The 14,657-nt window shown below is 60.7% G+C and carries 14 protein-coding genes and 1 tRNA gene; 9 read left to right on the forward strand and 6 right to left on the reverse strand.

The genetic code is table 11. The annotated features are described in order from the left end of the window. Positions 1-83 precede the first annotated feature (83 nt). Together PMI07_RS02415 and PMI07_RS33890 are read left to right on the forward strand one after the other, a co-directional pair. Entirely contained in the window at positions 84-1,001 is a 918-nt protein-coding gene (locus PMI07_RS02415; RefSeq protein WP_007766125.1) for a LysR family transcriptional regulator, read from the forward strand. A gap of 438 nt (positions 1,002-1,439) precedes the next feature. Further along, positions 1,440-1,652 (forward strand): hypothetical protein, encoded by a 213-nt coding sequence (locus tag PMI07_RS33890; protein ID WP_007766124.1) that lies wholly within the window; start codon positions 1,440-1,442, stop codon positions 1,650-1,652. A 65-nt stretch (positions 1,653-1,717) separates the two neighbouring features. On the opposite strand, the gene PMI07_RS02420 is transcribed toward PMI07_RS33890, so the two are convergent. From PMI07_RS02420 to PMI07_RS02430, 3 genes are all read right to left on the reverse strand, one after another. Beyond that, positions 1,718-1,794 (reverse strand) — tRNA-Arg (locus PMI07_RS02420). A gap of 138 nt (positions 1,795-1,932) precedes the next feature. Next, positions 1,933-3,363, reverse strand: coding sequence for a HAMP domain-containing sensor histidine kinase (locus tag PMI07_RS02425; RefSeq protein WP_245277098.1), 1,431 nt, complete (start codon positions 3,361-3,363; stop codon positions 1,933-1,935). 240 nt (positions 3,364-3,603) lie between these two features. Then, a complete protein-coding gene (locus PMI07_RS02430) occupies positions 3,604-5,631 on the reverse strand; it encodes a methyl-accepting chemotaxis protein (protein WP_037085061.1) in 2,028 nt (675 codons plus the stop codon). Positions 5,632-6,142: 511 nt separating this feature from the next. Between PMI07_RS02430 and rpmH the strand changes: the two genes are divergently transcribed. From rpmH to yihA, 4 genes are all read left to right on the forward strand, one after another. Continuing rightward, positions 6,143-6,277, forward strand: coding sequence for a 50S ribosomal protein L34 (gene rpmH, locus PMI07_RS33895; protein WP_080719113.1), 135 nt, complete (start codon positions 6,143-6,145; stop codon positions 6,275-6,277). Between the two features lie 28 nt (positions 6,278-6,305). Next, entirely contained in the window at positions 6,306-6,698 is a 393-nt protein-coding gene (gene rnpA / locus PMI07_RS02435) for a ribonuclease P protein component (protein WP_007771523.1), read from the forward strand. Then, positions 6,698-8,503, forward strand: coding sequence for a membrane protein insertase YidC (gene yidC / locus PMI07_RS02440; protein WP_007771521.1), 1,806 nt, complete (start codon positions 6,698-6,700; stop codon positions 8,501-8,503). The genes rnpA and yidC overlap by 1 nt, the downstream gene beginning before the upstream one ends. Before the next feature lie 154 nt (positions 8,504-8,657). Further along, positions 8,658-9,305, forward strand: coding sequence for a ribosome biogenesis GTP-binding protein YihA/YsxC (gene yihA / locus PMI07_RS02445; protein WP_037085400.1), 648 nt, complete (start codon positions 8,658-8,660; stop codon positions 9,303-9,305). 80 nt (positions 9,306-9,385) lie between these two features. On the opposite strand, the gene PMI07_RS02450 is transcribed toward yihA, so the two are convergent. Then, complete coding sequence (locus PMI07_RS02450; protein WP_007771517.1) at positions 9,386-9,943, reverse strand: fasciclin domain-containing protein; 558 nt, start codon at positions 9,941-9,943, stop codon at positions 9,386-9,388. A 351-nt stretch (positions 9,944-10,294) separates the two neighbouring features. Here PMI07_RS02450 and argB point away from each other — a divergent pair, with 351 nt between their 5' ends. Further along, complete coding sequence (gene argB / locus PMI07_RS02455; protein WP_007771514.1) at positions 10,295-11,182, forward strand: acetylglutamate kinase; 888 nt, start codon at positions 10,295-10,297, stop codon at positions 11,180-11,182. 84 nt (positions 11,183-11,266) lie between these two features. Continuing rightward, positions 11,267-12,055 carry a hypothetical protein gene (locus PMI07_RS02460; RefSeq protein ID WP_007771512.1) on the forward strand — a complete coding sequence of 263 codons (789 nt, stop codon included), beginning with the start codon at positions 11,267-11,269 and terminating at the stop codon, positions 12,053-12,055. A gap of 1 nt (position 12,056) precedes the next feature. Here the strand turns inward: PMI07_RS02460 and PMI07_RS02465 are convergent, their stop codons facing one another. Beyond that, positions 12,057-12,833 (reverse strand): isocitrate lyase/phosphoenolpyruvate mutase family protein, encoded by a 777-nt coding sequence (locus PMI07_RS02465; protein ID WP_024163503.1) that lies wholly within the window; start codon positions 12,831-12,833, stop codon positions 12,057-12,059. A 71-nt stretch (positions 12,834-12,904) separates the two neighbouring features. Beyond that, positions 12,905-13,807, reverse strand: coding sequence for a DMT family transporter (locus tag PMI07_RS02470; RefSeq protein WP_007758648.1), 903 nt, complete (start codon positions 13,805-13,807; stop codon positions 12,905-12,907). 105 nt (positions 13,808-13,912) lie between these two features. On the opposite strand from PMI07_RS02470, the gene PMI07_RS02475 reads away from it, so the two are divergent. Next, positions 13,913-14,626: a pyrimidine 5'-nucleotidase gene (locus tag PMI07_RS02475; RefSeq protein WP_037085403.1), complete on the forward strand. Its 714-nt coding sequence runs from the start codon at positions 13,913-13,915 to the stop codon at positions 14,624-14,626. Positions 14,627-14,657: the final 31 nt, after the last annotated feature.

Here is a 14,657-nt window from a genome sequence, read left to right on the forward strand (position 1 = left end):
GGTTGGCGCGACAATGCCTCTTTTCACAAATCCTCGGAATACAGTAAGATTGGAACTCATCTTACCAAAAAATGGAAAAGCGAATGGATCGATTCGAAGCCATGTCGATGCTGCTGGAAGTGGTGGACAAGGGTAGCCTGTCCGCGGCAAGCCGGTCGCTTCGGGTTCCCGTGCCGACGCTCAGCCGGAAGGTTTCTGAGCTCGAGGCTTCGCTCGGCACACGTCTGCTGATCCGTACGACCCGCAAACTCACCCTGACCGATGCGGGCGTCACTTATGCGGCGGCCGCGCGGCGTATTCTTGAACAGGTCGAGGATGCGGAACGCGAGGCGGCCGGCGAGTTCACGGCGCCGAAGGGTGAACTGGTCGTCACCGCGCCGATCCTGTTCGGGCGGTTGCATGTCCTGCCGATCGTCACCGACTTCCTGGCGCTGTTTCCCGAGATCAACATCCGCTTGCTGCTCGCGGACCGCAACGTTCATCTCGTCGACGATCATATCGACATGGCCGTCCGGATCGGGCAGCTGCCGGACAGTACGATGGTTGCGACGCGGATCGGATCGATGCGGATGGTCATCTGCGCCAGCCCTGCCCTGCTTGCAGCTCATGGCGTTCCACAGACGCCGGAGGACCTTGGACGGATGCCGTGGGTGACGTTCGAAGGACCGACGCCATTACCCGCCCGGCACCTACTGCCGGCAGGATCGACTACGGCCGCTGAGGTAGTGGCTGCATCGCGCCTTTCGGTCTCGACCGCAGAAGCCGCGACAGAGGCCGCGATGCGCAATGTCGGGGCAACGCGGCTGCTCCACTATCAGGTGGCGGACGCGGTCAAAGCCGGCGCGCTCCGGATCGTCCTGGAATCCTTCGAGCCGGAGCCGCCGCCCATCCACCTTATCCACGCCGCGCGTGGCCAGATGCCGCTCAAGATGCGCAGCTTCCTGGATTTTGCGGCACCGAAGCTCCGCCAGGCGCTCGTTGGGATCGGCTCCGCCGCCTGAAGTCGACGTCGGCAGCCAGCCGTTAAGCTGCCTCGCGCCTTTTCTTGGCATACGCGCCCGGGTCCGGAAGCGATTTCAAAGAAAAACTGATCCCCAACATAGTTCACCTGGACCGTCACCACCATTGCCGCCGGGATTCTTTTCTTCCTGTTGGCGTCGGGCACGGTTGCCGCTGTCACCGTCCATGGGGCATGGGTATTTCGCAAGGCGGGAGAACGATCAAAGCGGTCATTTCGCCCTCGCGGCAGCCTGGAGAAACCGCGAATTCAGCACCTGCACGAGAAGAGCTGCTCATCGACTCGATGCTCCAAATCGTACGCCGTTGCCGAGGTGTGCAATTATGCGAAGCACAAACGAAGACGGATATCGTCGTTCGTGGCATCTACCCTATCTTAGAATGGATATTCGGCCGCGGCACATTTGTACTGGAGCTTCAAAATGACAGTTATTCAGGAAGAACCTCCGACCGCACTCCCCTCACATCCTGAGGAAATCAAATCCACTTTCGATCTGCGCGTCGGGAAAAACATTACCCTGCAGGGCAGCGCCAGAATAACGCCGGCGGGCGTGATCAGCACCGGAATCGCGGTTGCCGCCATGACGTTTGCATTGGGTTATCTCATATCATCAATGCGGCGTCGCGGGAGTTAGGCGAGCGCGAGTTGCCACCGGCAGCCGACCAACTCGCAACAATGTTCAGAGAGAATTGGAGGAAATGGCGCACCCGAAGAGATTCGAACTCCTGACCCCCAGATTCGTAGTCTGGTGCTCTATCCAGCTGAGCTACGGGTGCGTTTGCAAGCAGTGCGTCACCGCTTGCGTGGCGATCCTCTAAAACGTCCGCATTGCGATTGCAAGCGATTTTACCAAGGGCAACGTCATTTTGCTGTCACTTCTCGCTCAAACCGTTGAGAAGCAACATTTATTTGCATCAGGCCCGAACCCGGTAGTCCTCCAGCGAGACCGGACGATCGGGAATCTCAATTCTAAACTGCGTGCCGGGGCCTGGCTTTTCCACAAGCGCTATGGTGCCGCCATGGGCCAGGACCAGCTCGCGGGCAATGACCAGGCCGAGGCCGGTGCCGCCCGACCGCGCCGAGCCGCGGAAAGCGGAAAACAGGTTCTCGCGGGCCTTTCGCGGCATGCCGGGACCGGTGTCGTCGATGGTAATGCTGACGACGCTGCCCACCCGGTGGGCGGAAACCGTGACCCTGCGAACCATCGCGGCATCCTGCGGATCGAAATTCACCAGCGCCTGGATCGCGTTCCGGCAGAGATTGTGGATGACGCGGAAAATCTGCTCACTGTCGCAGTCCACTTCGAGATCGGCGGCGATCTGGTCCAGGAATTCGATGCCTATTTCCGGATCGATCGCCAGCATGTCGCGCACGTCCTGCGCGAGGGCGGCAAAGCGGATGCGGCGGCGGCGGGGGGCTGCCTCGGAGGCCTGACCATAGGCCAGGACCTCGCTCGTGTAACCCACCGCCCGGTCGATGGTGCGCAACAGCTTCGGAGCAAAGCTCCTCACCATCGGATCGTCGACATCCGTCAACCGGTCCGACATCAGCTGCGCCGAGGCCAGGATGTTGCGCATGTCGTGATTGATCTTCGACACCGCGAGGCCGAGATCGGCCAGGTTCTTCTGCTGTTTCAAGGTGCGCTGCAATTGCGCCTGCATGGCGGTGAGGTGCCGGCCGGCGACGGCAAGCTCGCCCCGGGAGCGATCGGCGCTAAAGACGCGGCCAGGATCGTCCGGCTGCTCCGAGAAAAGCTGCATGCTGTGGGTGAGCCGCCGGATTGGCATGATCATCATGCGGTTGATGGCGAGGAAGATCAGCACCGCGGTGATCAGGGATATCAGCAGCGACAGAAGAAACATCGTCTTCGAATATTTCAGCATGTCCTTGCGCAGTGCGTCATCGGTCATGACCAGCTCGATGATCATGTCGCTGTCGCCGATCGGACCATAGACGCGCATGACGCGGCCACCGCCGAAGACGAGCGTGTCAAGTGCGTCGCGCATCGAGGATGCTATCGGGACATTCGCAAGATCGAAGACTTCATCGATCTGCGGCTGAGTGTCCGTGGCAGCCAGCAGGCGCGACGTGCCATCCTTGCGCAGCGCGATCACCTTGGTGCCGGTCGCAAGCAGCGTGTCGTCCTGCACCGCGCGAGGAAGCTCGGCGGGCTGCAGTCCGTCGATGACGATGCCGGCGGCGGCGGCGGTATCCAGACGATCGCGCAGCCAGTTCATCCGCATGGTGGCGACGGAAGGGACGAAGATCAGCACTTCGGCCATCATCACGAAGATGACGGTGAGCCAGAGAAGCCTGCCGGAGAGGCCGCGGAAAAGGCGCGGCATGGTTTCCGGCCCCGCGCCTTCCGGCGAGGACCCCGAGCGCCCCGAGGTATGAACCTCGTCGTCCATGCGGATCTCCATTTCCGAATACCCAGCCCGCCGGATCGGAGCAGGCTCTGGGATGATCGGCTATTTTAGAGGTTCGGCAGTTTTTTACCAGTCCCCTTTACCGCAGTGCAAAAGAGAAAGCGGAGAACGGTTTCCCGTCTCCGCTTCCTTATTCGGTCGACATGCGAAATTGGATCAGAACTCTTCCCAATCTCCGGCAGCGGCTGCCGTTGCGGTGGCCGTCCCGCCGAAAGCCCGCGAGAGTGCGCCCGTCATCGCCTTCACCGGAGAGACGCGCGGCCGATGGACAGGAGCTGCCGCGACGGGCCGCGGGGCCCTGACCGGTTGGGCGACGCGCTCGCTCTCCTGGCCGATGTCGAAGTTGGAGACAAGCGCAAACAGGCTGTCGGCCTCGGAGGACAGGGTCTGGGTCGCTGCGGACGTCTCCTCCACCATGGCGGCGTTCTGCTGCGTCACCTGGTCCATCTGGTTGACGGCGGTGCTGACCTCGCCAAGCCCCGTCGCCTGCTCGCGGGAAGCGACGGCGATCGAATGGATATGGTCGTTGATGCGCAGCACGCGGGTTTCGATTTCCGAAAGCGCCTCGCCGGTCTTCTGGACCAGCATCACGCCTCCGGCGACTTCCTCGCCGGACTTGCTGATCAACGCCTTGATGTCCTTTGCGGCACTTGCCGAGCGCTGGGCGAGCTCGCGGACCTCCTGGGCGACGACCGCAAATCCCTTGCCGGCTTCGCCTGCACGGGCCGCCTCGACGCCGGCGTTGAGTGCCAGAAGATTGGTCTGGAAGGCGATTTCGTCGATGACGTTGGTGATCTGGGCGATCTCGCGGGAGGCCTGCTCTATCCGGCCCATCGCGTCGACGGCGCTGCGCACTACCTCGCCCGACTGGACCGCACTCTGCTTGGCCTCGCCGACCATGACGGTCGCCTCATGTGCCCGCTCGGTCGAACTCTTGACGACGGCGGTGATCTCCGCGAGCGCGGCTGACGTTTCTTCCAGCGCGGCGGCCTGCTGTTCGGTGCGGCGTGACAGATCGTTGGTCGCCCGGCTCAGCTCGGCGGCGCTTCCGTTGATGGAGCCCGTGGCAGTGCGGACATTCCGCATCGTGCCACGCAGCGTGTCCATGGTGCCGTTGACATTGTGTTGAAGCTCCGCGAAAGCGCCCTTGAAGTTGCCTCGCATGCTGTCGGTGAGGTCGCCCTCGGCGAGGCTCTTCACCACGCGCCGGGTTTCCGACACCCCGGCATCGACACTCTCGACGAGCATGTCGACGTCGCGGGCGAAATGGTCGAGGCTCTCCTCGCCCCATTGCATGTTGATACGGCGGGTGAAATCTCCCTCCGCCGCGGCTGCGACAACGGCGGCCATGCGCGCCTGCAGATCGTCGCTCTTGCCACGCAAGGTCGCTTCGGAGGCATTCATGCGAGCGACTTCGATGCCGTTCTTCTTGAAGACTTCGACGGCGGCAGCCATGTCACCGATTTCGTCCCGACGTCCGGCCGATGGCACATCGGTATTGTAGTCGCCATCCGCGATCAATTTCATCGACGACGTCAGACCGAGGATCGGCTGGCTCAGTTCCTTGCGACCGAGATAGAGGCCGAAGGCCATTCCACCGGCGACGCCGACAAGCGTGGCGGCGAGGACCGAATAGAACACCATATTGCCGAACGCATCCATACCGGCACTCAGCGTGTCGAGCTCGGTCCGGTCCATCTTCACGACGGCGTCGATTTCAGCCTGATAGGCCTTGCGGTTGGCGCGGTTCGCCTCGTTGTTGCCTTGGACATTCGCCGCCGGCGGGCCTTCCGTCTGGCTGAGGCGGACGGTCTCGGTCCGGAACGCCTTGAATTCGTTGGAGCGGGCGATCAGCTTGTCGAACGTCTCCTTCTGTACGGCCGGAACCATCGGCCGCCACGCGCTGATCAGCTTTTCCATGTCGTTGAGGGACTTCAGGACTCCATCGCCAAACTGCTTGGCTGCCTCATTGTCCTTCGCCGCGTAGATACCGCGCGCGTCCATCACGACAGCCGTGACCAGGCGGTTGAGATGCTCGCCCTTGTAGGCACGATCCGCGACATCGGCATATTGCTGCGTCTGATCGCGATATTCTTCCACCGCAAAGAGCGATAGCCCCCCGATGACGCAGGCCACGAGGCTCATCAGGCCGACGAGGAGATTGATCTTGGCTCTAATTTTCACTGCAGTCCCCCTGCAAAACACAACCATGGAGACGGAGACCAGGCGGCAAGGCTGCCAGAATTCCATCACGTAGTGCTAAATTTAGCAGTGAGGCATTAACAATGTTTGAGTGGCAATCGCCCAGCTCTCGAGCAAAAGCAGCAGTATTTTGCCGTGGCGGGATTAAAACGAGAAAAAATTCTCGCATGTGAGACAATCCGCAACGTTGCCACGAATTTTTATCGCTCATTTCAGAGAGCGTAAAGACAATTGCAGATTGTCACAATCCTTAATGAGTTGCAGGGCGTCTCAGCCTTTCGGAACGCACCTACGCCGGACGCCTTCTCCAGGAGGCCAAAAATCCCGGCAGCGATTGACTTTTCCGGCGGAGTCCTCTTATAAGCCGCCCACGTTCAGCTCCGGCGGGCTTGCACGCATGCAGTCGCTTGCGCAGATCGTTTTTCCGAAGCGCTCTTGCCGTCGTGATGACGGCAAACTCCAAGAAGGGCCGCACACCGCGGTATTAAAATAAATGAAGCGTACCTATCAACCGTCCAAGCTTGTTCGCAAGCGCCGCCACGGATTCCGTACCCGCATGGCCACCAAAGGTGGTCGTCTGGTTCTCTCCGCACGTCGCGCCCGTGGCCGCAAGCGTCTCTCGGCCTAAGGCCTGAGATGCCCGAGACGACCGGGCGATGACGACTGAGACAAAGAACGAGAAAACTGTCGGGCGGCTTAAAAGCCGGCCGCAGTTCCTTGCCGTCCGGGGGGGGGAATCCCGCCGGGGCCGGAACTTCCTTCTGGAAGTCCTTGATCGAAACCAGCCGGACGAAGCGCCGCGCGTCGGTTTCACCGTTACCAAGAAACATGGCAACGCGGTCGAACGCAACCGCATGCGCCGCCGCCTCCGCGAGGTGGTGAGGCAATCTGCCGGATTTGCAATGAAGAACGGACACGACTATGTGATTGTCGCGCGGCGGGAGGTGCTTACGGCCCCCTTTGCGGATATGACGGCCCAGCTTATCGAACGTATCGAAAGCAAGCCGAGACCAAAGCGGTCCGAGGAGACCCGTTCCAGGAAAGCATGATGGAAAAGAACCGCAATTACTTCATCGCGATCGCGCTCTCGGTGCTGATCGTTCTTGCCTGGCAGTTCCTCTATATGAACCCGAGGATGGAAGCCCAACGGCGCGCCGAAGAGGCCAGCCGCGCGCTGCAGGGCGAAACCGCCCAGCCTGTTTCGCCGGAAAGCCCCGGCGCTCAGAGTGGTTCCGGCGTGTTGGGGAACCTGCCCGGCGCGACCCCGGCAACTGCTGCGCTCTCCCGCGATCAGGCACTCTCCAGGTCACAGCGCGTGCAGATCGAGACGCCTGCCCTGATCGGCTCCATCAACCTGACCGGCGCCCGTTTCGATGACCTCAAGCTGCGCGAATATCACGAAACCGTCGATGACAAGAGCCCGATCATCACGCTGTTCTCGCCGTCCGACACGGCGGACGGTTATTTCACGGAAGTCGGTTATATCCCGAATGAATCGATCGGCACCGCTCCCGGCACCGGCACGCAGTGGACGCTCGCAAGCGGCGACAAGCTGACCCAGCAGACGCCGGTGACGCTGACCTTCACCAACGAGAAGGGCGTGACCTTCACGCGTACGATTTCGGTCGATGACCATTACATGCTGACCGTTGCCGACAAGATCGACAACAAGACGGCCGGCCCGGTGACGCTGACGCCTTATGGCCGCGTACTGCGCAACAACAAGCCTGCAACTCCATCCGTCTGGGTCATCCATGAAGGCTTCATCGGCGTGATGGGCGAGAGCGGCAGCCTCAACGAGCACACCTACGCCAATATCGAAAAAGAGCAGTTCACCAACGAGAAGGCGACGACCGGCTGGCTCGGCATCACCGACAAGTACTGGGCCGCCACCCTCGTGCCGCCGCAGACATTGCCCTATGTGGCGCGCTTCTCGCATTTCAACGGCGGTCAGGCGAGCTACCAGGCGGACTACAAGGGCGACGACCTGACGGTTCAGCCGGGTCAGTCCACCGAGCTCAAGAACCTCGTCTTCGCCGGCGCCAAGGAAGTGCCGCTGATCTCGCGTTACGAGACGGAGTTCGCCGTTCCGCAGTTCAACCGCCTGATCGACTGGGGATGGTTCTACTTCATCACCAAGCCGATGTTCCAGCTGATGGACTTCTTCTTCCGTCACGTGGGCAATTTCGGTGTGGCGATCCTGCTGACCACCATCGTCGTCAAGGCGCTGTTCTTCCCGCTCGCCAGCAAGCAATACGCTTCCATGGCCAACATGAAGCGCATGCAGCCGAAGATGGAAGAGCTGAAGGCCAAGTTCGGCGACGACCGTATGGGCCTGCAGCAGGCGATGATGGCCCTCTACAAGGAAGAAAAGATCAATCCGATCGCCGGCTGCTGGCCGGTGCTCCTGCAGATCCCCGTCTTCTTCGCGCTCTACAAGGTCATCTATGTGACCATCGAAATGCGGCATGCGCCGTTCTTCGGCTGGATCCAGGACCTGTCCGCACCGGACCCAACCTCGCTCTTCAACCTGTTCGGCCTGCTGCCCTACGACGTGCCGCATGCGCTGATGATAGGCGTCTGGCCGCTTGTCATGGGCGTCACGATGTTCGTGCAGATGCGCATGAACCCGACGCCTCCGGACCCGACCCAGGCGATGATCTTCACCTGGATGCCGCTGGTGTTCACCTTCATGCTGGCCTCCTTCCCGGCCGGCCTCGTCATCTACTGGGCCTGGAACAACACGCTGTCGGTGACGCAGCAGGCGATCATCATGAAACGCCACGGCGCCAAGGTCGAGCTCTTCGACAATCTGAAGGGCCTCTTCCGCCGAAAACCGGCGCCAACGAAATAGCGCCCGCAAGACAAACGAATGAGAAACCCCGGCTTGTCCGGGGTTTTTCTTTCAGGAAAAGGGCCAGATTGCCCGAAAGCTTGACATTGCCGGCCAAAAGCTTGAAGCCGTGCCCTTCGACAAAACAGGACGACCAGAACCGATGCCGGCAGACATGAGCACGGACGACAAGCCGCTTTTCGGCCGCCCCTGGATCTTCATCCGCGGCGTGCCATCCATGAAATTCCTGCCACCGGAGGGCCCGCTCGAAGTGGCCTTCGCCGGCCGCTCGAATGTCGGCAAGTCGTCGCTGATCAACGCGCTCGTCGGCCAGAAGGCCCTGGCGCGTACATCGAACACGCCTGGCCGAACCCAGGAACTCAATTATTTCGTACCGGACGGCTATTCGGGCGCAAGCGGCGACCTGCCGCCGATGGCGCTGGTCGACATGCCCGGCTACGGTTACGCCCAGGCGCCGAAGGAAAATGTCGATGCCTGGACCAAGCTCGTCTTCGATTACCTGCGCGGTCGCGCGACGCTGAAGCGCGTCTATCTGTTGATCGACAGCCGTCACGGCGTCAAGAAGAACGACGACGAAGTGCTGGACCTGCTCGACAAGGCCGCCGTCTCCTACCAGATCGTGCTGACCAAGACAGACAAGATCAAGGAGCCGGCCGTGGTGAAGCTGTTGGAGGAGACGCAGGAAAAAATCCGCAAGCGTCCCGCCGCCTTCCCGTTCGTACTCTCCACCTCGTCCGAAAAGGGCAAGGGGATCGACGAACTGCGCCAGGCGATCGCCGAAACGGTCGGCCGTCCGGTCTGAGTTGCCCCAAAAACGGCAGATCCGGCCGCCCCCGAGGTGAGACGACCGGATCCTGATGTAAAAGCGAGGGCGGTCGGCTTTTACATTTTCGGCAGCAGAACCTTGTCGACCACGTGGATGACGCCGTTCGACTGCTTGACGTCGGCGATCGTGACATGCGACACGCCGCCCATTTCGTCGGTCAGCGTGATCTTGCCCATGCTTTCCTTGGCTTTCAGAATGCAGCCGCCGACCGTCTTGACGTCATGCGTGCCCTTGTCGTCCTTGATCATCTTGTCGATGGCCGTGGACAGGGCGTTCGCTGCGACCACATGGCAGGTCAGCACCTTGGTGAGCTGAGCCTTGTTTTCCGGCTTCAGCAGCGTTTCGACCGTGCCCTTGGGCAGGGCGGCGAATGCGTCGTTGGTCGGCGCGAAGACCGTGAACGGACCCTTGCCCTGGAGCGTCTCGACCAGGCCGGCAGCCTTGACGGCGGCGACGAGCGTCGTGTGGTCCTTGGAGTTCACGGCATTTTCGATGATGTTCTTCTCTTCGTACATCGCGGCGCCGCCGACCTTCGGATTGGCGGCAAAGGCGGTCACAGCGGTGGCGGACAGAACGGTCGCGATGGCGAGCGTGCGGAGTGCGGTCTTCAACATGATGGCTTCCTCTTAAAAAATCGACTTGCCCCGGCGCGGATGCGCGCCTCCAAGGCCCGGCGTCCCGACATCTGCGGAGACATTGCAAGAGACGGAAGGCGTGGGAGAAGAGTTTCAGCCGCGATGCGAAAGCCGCCAAAAAACGTTTAAGCCGCTGTTTTCATTGAAGGGAATTTTTTGCTTTGCATGCAGTCAAGCAGGCCTGCACTTGCCGGAAGGTGTTTACGGCCGGAAGCCGGCATTCCATTTGGCGGGCTCAGCTCGCCGATTGAACGACAATATCGCGCACTGATTATTTCCTATGTCAAAAACATGCGCTAAAAGGCCCCACTTGATATTCAGGGGTATCCGATGACGGCTTCCGAAAGCGAACTTCAGGCCAAGCTTCTGGCACAGGCGTTGCCCTATATGCAGCGTTACGAAAACAAGACGATCGTCGTGAAATACGGCGGCCACGCCATGGGCGACACCGAACTCGGCAAGGCGTTCGCCGCGGATATCGCGCTTCTGAAGCAGTCCGGCGTCAACCCGATCGTCGTTCACGGCGGCGGCCCGCAAATCGGCGCGATGCTGACGAAGATGGGTATCGAATCCAAGTTCGAAGCCGGCCTGCGCGTCACCGACCAGAAGACGGTCGAGATCGTCGAAATGGTCCTCGCCGGCTCGATCAACAAGGAAATCGTCGCGCTGATCAACCAGACCGGCGAATGGGCGATCGGCCTTTGCGGTAAGGACGGCAACATGGTCTTCGCCGAGAAGGCAAAGAAGACCATCATCGATCCCGACAGCAATATCGAGCGGGTCCTCGACCTCGGTTTCGTCGGCGAAGTGGTGGAAGTCGATCGCACCCTGCTCGACCTGCTCGCCAAGTCGGAAATGATCCCCGTCATCGCCCCGGTCGCCCCGGGCCGCGATGGCGCGACCTATAACATCAATGCCGATACGTTTGCTGGCGCCATCGCCGGCGCACTCAGCGCCACCCGCCTGCTCTTTCTCACCGACGTTCCGGGCGTGCTCGACAAGGACAAGCAGCTGATCAAGGAACTGACGGTCGCCCAGGCCCAGGCCCTTATCAAGGACGGCACGATCTCCGGCGGCATGATCCCGAAGGTCGAGACCTGCATCGAGGCGATCAAGGCCGGCGTGCAGGGCGTCGTCATCCTGAACGGCAAGACCGCCCACTCGGTGCTGCTCGAAATCTTCACCGAGCACGGCGCCGGCACGCTGATCGTCCCCTGATCTGAGGCAATTTAGATATCGGCTTTACTGTCGTTTGAGGATTGAACACTAAACTGCCGATTGCATTCGCTTCGGGAGTTTCATTTGTCCGGCCAAGATCTTTTGAAAAAGGCCCGAGGCGGGCAAAAGCTTCATGTCCAGCGGGCGAGCTTTGGCCCCTACCTCATCCTGCACTCAGTTCCCTGGCTGCTGCTGGCAACGGCATTGCGCATGCATGGGCGTGCGCAGGCCGGTTTCATTGGCCTAGCACTGATGATCATCGTCGAATATGCACTTTTGATCGCTTTTCTTCTCGCGGCTCACCGAATGATCCAATTGGCCGGCGGAGAGGTCAATCTCGAGCGCTTGGCTTTCAAGGAACAATATCAACTGGCCCGTTCAGTCGTCTGGCGGCTGTTGGCATTGTTCTTCTTGGCCGTACTGAGCGCCATCGGCCTTGGCCTCCACCCAAACTATGCCGCTGTGCTTTGGCTCGGCCTCGATAACATCGTCCATCCGTGGCCCGGTACCTATCTTCCGTTCTGGAGCGCTTTCGTTGCCATTCTCGTTTTTCTGATGGTCGTGGAAAAAGGCCTCGGCCGGCAGCCAACCTTCCAGGCCGCCGCACGCCAATTGGCAGGCAGGTGGCGACATATGGCGGTCGCGGCCTTGATGATCGTTGCTGCGTTTTATGGGATCGGTATCATCCAGATCACGTTCGTGCCACGGCTCGAGCCCATCTATCAAAGCCTGCAACTGCCCGCCCTGAGGAACGGCCTCTACCTATCCCTCGTGTTTGTATTTTCATATATTCGCCTATGGGTGACGATCGCCATCCTCACCTATGCGCTTCGTGCTTCCTACCGCGAAAGCCAGGCCTGGGGCCGCACCTGATTCAGATACCGGCCTCGGTGAAAACCGCCGCTGCGTCTTCCTTCAGCTTCGCCATCATCGCCCGGTAGGGACCGGGGCCGTAGCTGACCCGGCCGACGCCGAGTTCACCGAGGCGTTTCGGCGACGGGACTCCGTTGAACATCATGATATTGACCGGAAGCGGCGAGGCCTTGCATAGCGTCTCGATCAACCCTTCATCGGCCAGCCCCGGCGCGAAGAAGCCGTTGCCTCCGGCCTCGGCATAGGCCTTGGCGCGGCGGATCGCTTCATCGAGAAGTGCTGCATGCTTGCCCTGATCGCCCTCCTGCAGGAAGAGATCGGTACGTGCGTTGACGAAGAAGGGCATATCCCGAGTGTCCGCCAATGCCCGGATGGCACGGATGCGCTCGGCCTGCCGGTCCACCGGATAGACGCCGCTGCCGCCGACGACCTGGTCCTCGAAATTGATGCCGATCGCGCCAGCCTCGATGACCTTGCCGACATTCTTCACCAGTTCGGCGGGGTCTTCTGCATAACCGCCTTCGAAGTCCACCGACAGCGGCAGATTCACCGCCGCCGTGATAGATTTCACCGCCGCCAGCAGCGCTTCGAGCGGCAGGTTTTCGCCGTCGGCGTACCCTTGCGCTGCTGCGACAGACCAGCTTCCGGTGCCGAGCGCCTTCGCGCCAGCATCCGCAACCGCCTTGGCGGTGCCGGCATCCCAGATATTATAGATGATGACCGGATTACCCTTCCGGTGAAGTGCGCCGAACGCGGCGGCCTTGTCGTTCTGAGACATGGATGATCCTCCCGTTGATCGCCTACCCTAACCGGATTCGACGACGGACGCCGCCGCAAATCGGGCGTCGATCAGGAAAAGATCAACCCCAGGATGCCGCAGACGATCAGCAGGCAGCCGAAAACCTCCATGCGGTTTACCCTTTCATGGAAGAGGAAGTAGGAGGCCATGAAGGTGAAGACGAGCTCGATCTGGCCGAGTGCGCGGACATAGGCCACCTGCTGCAGGGTCATCGCGGTGAACCAGCCGGCCGAGCCGACGACGCCTGCCATTCCCACAAGAGAGGATGAACGCCACGAGAGAATGACCTGGACGATCTCGCGCTTGTCCTTCCAGAACATCCAGACGAGCATGAAGGCCGTCTGAAAGGTCGTGACGCAGGCGAGCGTCATGGCCGCTTCCATGACCGGCCCCGGGCCGCCGAGCGACAGCGAAGCCGTGCGATAGGAAACGGCCGAAATACCGAAGACTGCGCCCGAGGCTATGCCAATCATGGCGGTGCGGCTGGTCATGGCGACGAGCATGTTGCGCCAGGAAAGCGGCATGCGCGCCATCGAGATCGTCATTACGCCGATGACGCCGACGATGATTGCCGCGACCGAGCCCGGCGTCAGCTTTTCGCCGAGCAGGATGAAGCCGAATATGGCGGCCTGCACCGGCTCGGTCTTGGAATAGGCCGTGCCGACCGCAAAATTCCGCAGCGAAAAGAGATGTACCAGCATCATGGTCGCAAAGATCTGCGCCAGGCCGCCGATCACCGCCCATAAAGCGAAGGTCCAGTTCAATGCCGGGAACGGATAACCGGCGAAATGGTGCAGGCACAGGACATAGAGGATGGCGATCGGAAAACCGTAGCCGAAGCGCACGAAGCTCGCACCGCGCGTGCCGAGCGAACCCTGCAGATGCTTCTGCAGGGCAGAGCGCAAATTCTGCAGGAAGGCTGCAGCAATCGTTATGGGGATCCAGAGTTCCATATGCTGGCGGTATCATGCGTTCCGGCAGATCGCCAAGGTCGGCTTCGGCTGAAAGCGTTCGTCTTTTTCGTTTTCTTTGCCGCCGAGCCGGTGCATAAAGCGGCTATGGAAAAAAAGCCGCAGACCTTGCCCAATCCCGCCGATTTCGCCCATGTCCGCGACTGGGTATTCGATCTCGACAACACGCTTTATCCGCATCACATCAATCTGTTCGCGCAGATCGACAAGAACATGACTGCCTATGTGCAGGAACTGCTGCAGCTCGAACCGGCGGAAGCGAAAGCGCTGCAGAAGCAATATTACCATGAGCACGGCACGACGTTGCAGGGCCTGATGCTGAACCATGGCGTCGATCCGGACGGGTTTCTCGAACAGGCGCATGCGATCGATTATTCGGCGCTTCTGCCGCATCCGGAGCTCGGCGAGGCGATCAAGGCCCTTCCCGGCCGCAAGTTCATCTTCACCAATGGCAGCGTGCCGCATGCGGAAGCCGCAGCCAGGGCGCTCGGCATTCTTGATAATTTCGATGACATCTTCGACATCGTCGCCGCCGACTATGTGCCGAAACCGGCAGGCGCGACTTACGACAAGTTCGCCAGCCTGCACCGGGTCGATACGAGACAGGCAGCGATGTTCGAGGACCTGCCGCGCAATCTGCAGGTGCCGAAGGCACTCGGCATGCGCACCATCCTTCTCGTGCCGCGCAATCTCGATGCGGTGCTGATGGAACGTTGGGAGAAGCTTACCGATGAGGACGATCACATCGACTACGTGACTGACGATCTGACCGGCTTCCTCAAGGGCCTCAATATCAGCTAAGGTTTTATCGGCATTACTAAAAATTCATACA

The organism is Rhizobium sp. CF080 (assembly GCF_000282095.2).
Taxonomy (GTDB): domain Bacteria; phylum Pseudomonadota; class Alphaproteobacteria; order Rhizobiales; family Rhizobiaceae; genus Neorhizobium.

What these genes read in the sequence shown, in the direction of transcription:
- PMI07_RS02415 (WP_007766125.1), top strand. Translation starts at nt 84, where the DNA reads ATGGATCGATTCGAAGCCATGTCGATGCTGCTGGAAGTGGTGGACAAG.
- PMI07_RS33890 (WP_007766124.1), top strand. Translation starts at nt 1,440, where the DNA reads ATGACAGTTATTCAGGAAGAACCTCCGACCGCACTCCCCTCACATCCT.
- PMI07_RS02425 (WP_245277098.1), bottom strand. Translation starts at nt 3,363, where the DNA reads ATGCCGCGCCTTTTCCGCGGCCTCTCCGGCAGGCTTCTCTGGCTCACC.
- rpmH (WP_080719113.1), top strand. Translation starts at nt 6,143, where the DNA reads ATGAAGCGTACCTATCAACCGTCCAAGCTTGTTCGCAAGCGCCGCCAC.
- rnpA (WP_007771523.1), top strand. Translation starts at nt 6,306, where the DNA reads ATGACGACTGAGACAAAGAACGAGAAAACTGTCGGGCGGCTTAAAAGC.
- yidC (WP_007771521.1), top strand. Translation starts at nt 6,698, where the DNA reads ATGGAAAAGAACCGCAATTACTTCATCGCGATCGCGCTCTCGGTGCTG.
- yihA (WP_037085400.1), top strand. Translation starts at nt 8,658, where the DNA reads ATGAGCACGGACGACAAGCCGCTTTTCGGCCGCCCCTGGATCTTCATC.
- PMI07_RS02450 (WP_007771517.1), bottom strand. Translation starts at nt 9,943, where the DNA reads ATGTTGAAGACCGCACTCCGCACGCTCGCCATCGCGACCGTTCTGTCC.
- argB (WP_007771514.1), top strand. Translation starts at nt 10,295, where the DNA reads ATGACGGCTTCCGAAAGCGAACTTCAGGCCAAGCTTCTGGCACAGGCG.
- PMI07_RS02465 (WP_024163503.1), bottom strand. Translation starts at nt 12,833, where the DNA reads ATGTCTCAGAACGACAAGGCCGCCGCGTTCGGCGCACTTCACCGGAAG.
- PMI07_RS02470 (WP_007758648.1), bottom strand. Translation starts at nt 13,807, where the DNA reads ATGGAACTCTGGATCCCCATAACGATTGCTGCAGCCTTCCTGCAGAAT.
- PMI07_RS02475 (WP_037085403.1), top strand. Translation starts at nt 13,913, where the DNA reads ATGGAAAAAAAGCCGCAGACCTTGCCCAATCCCGCCGATTTCGCCCAT.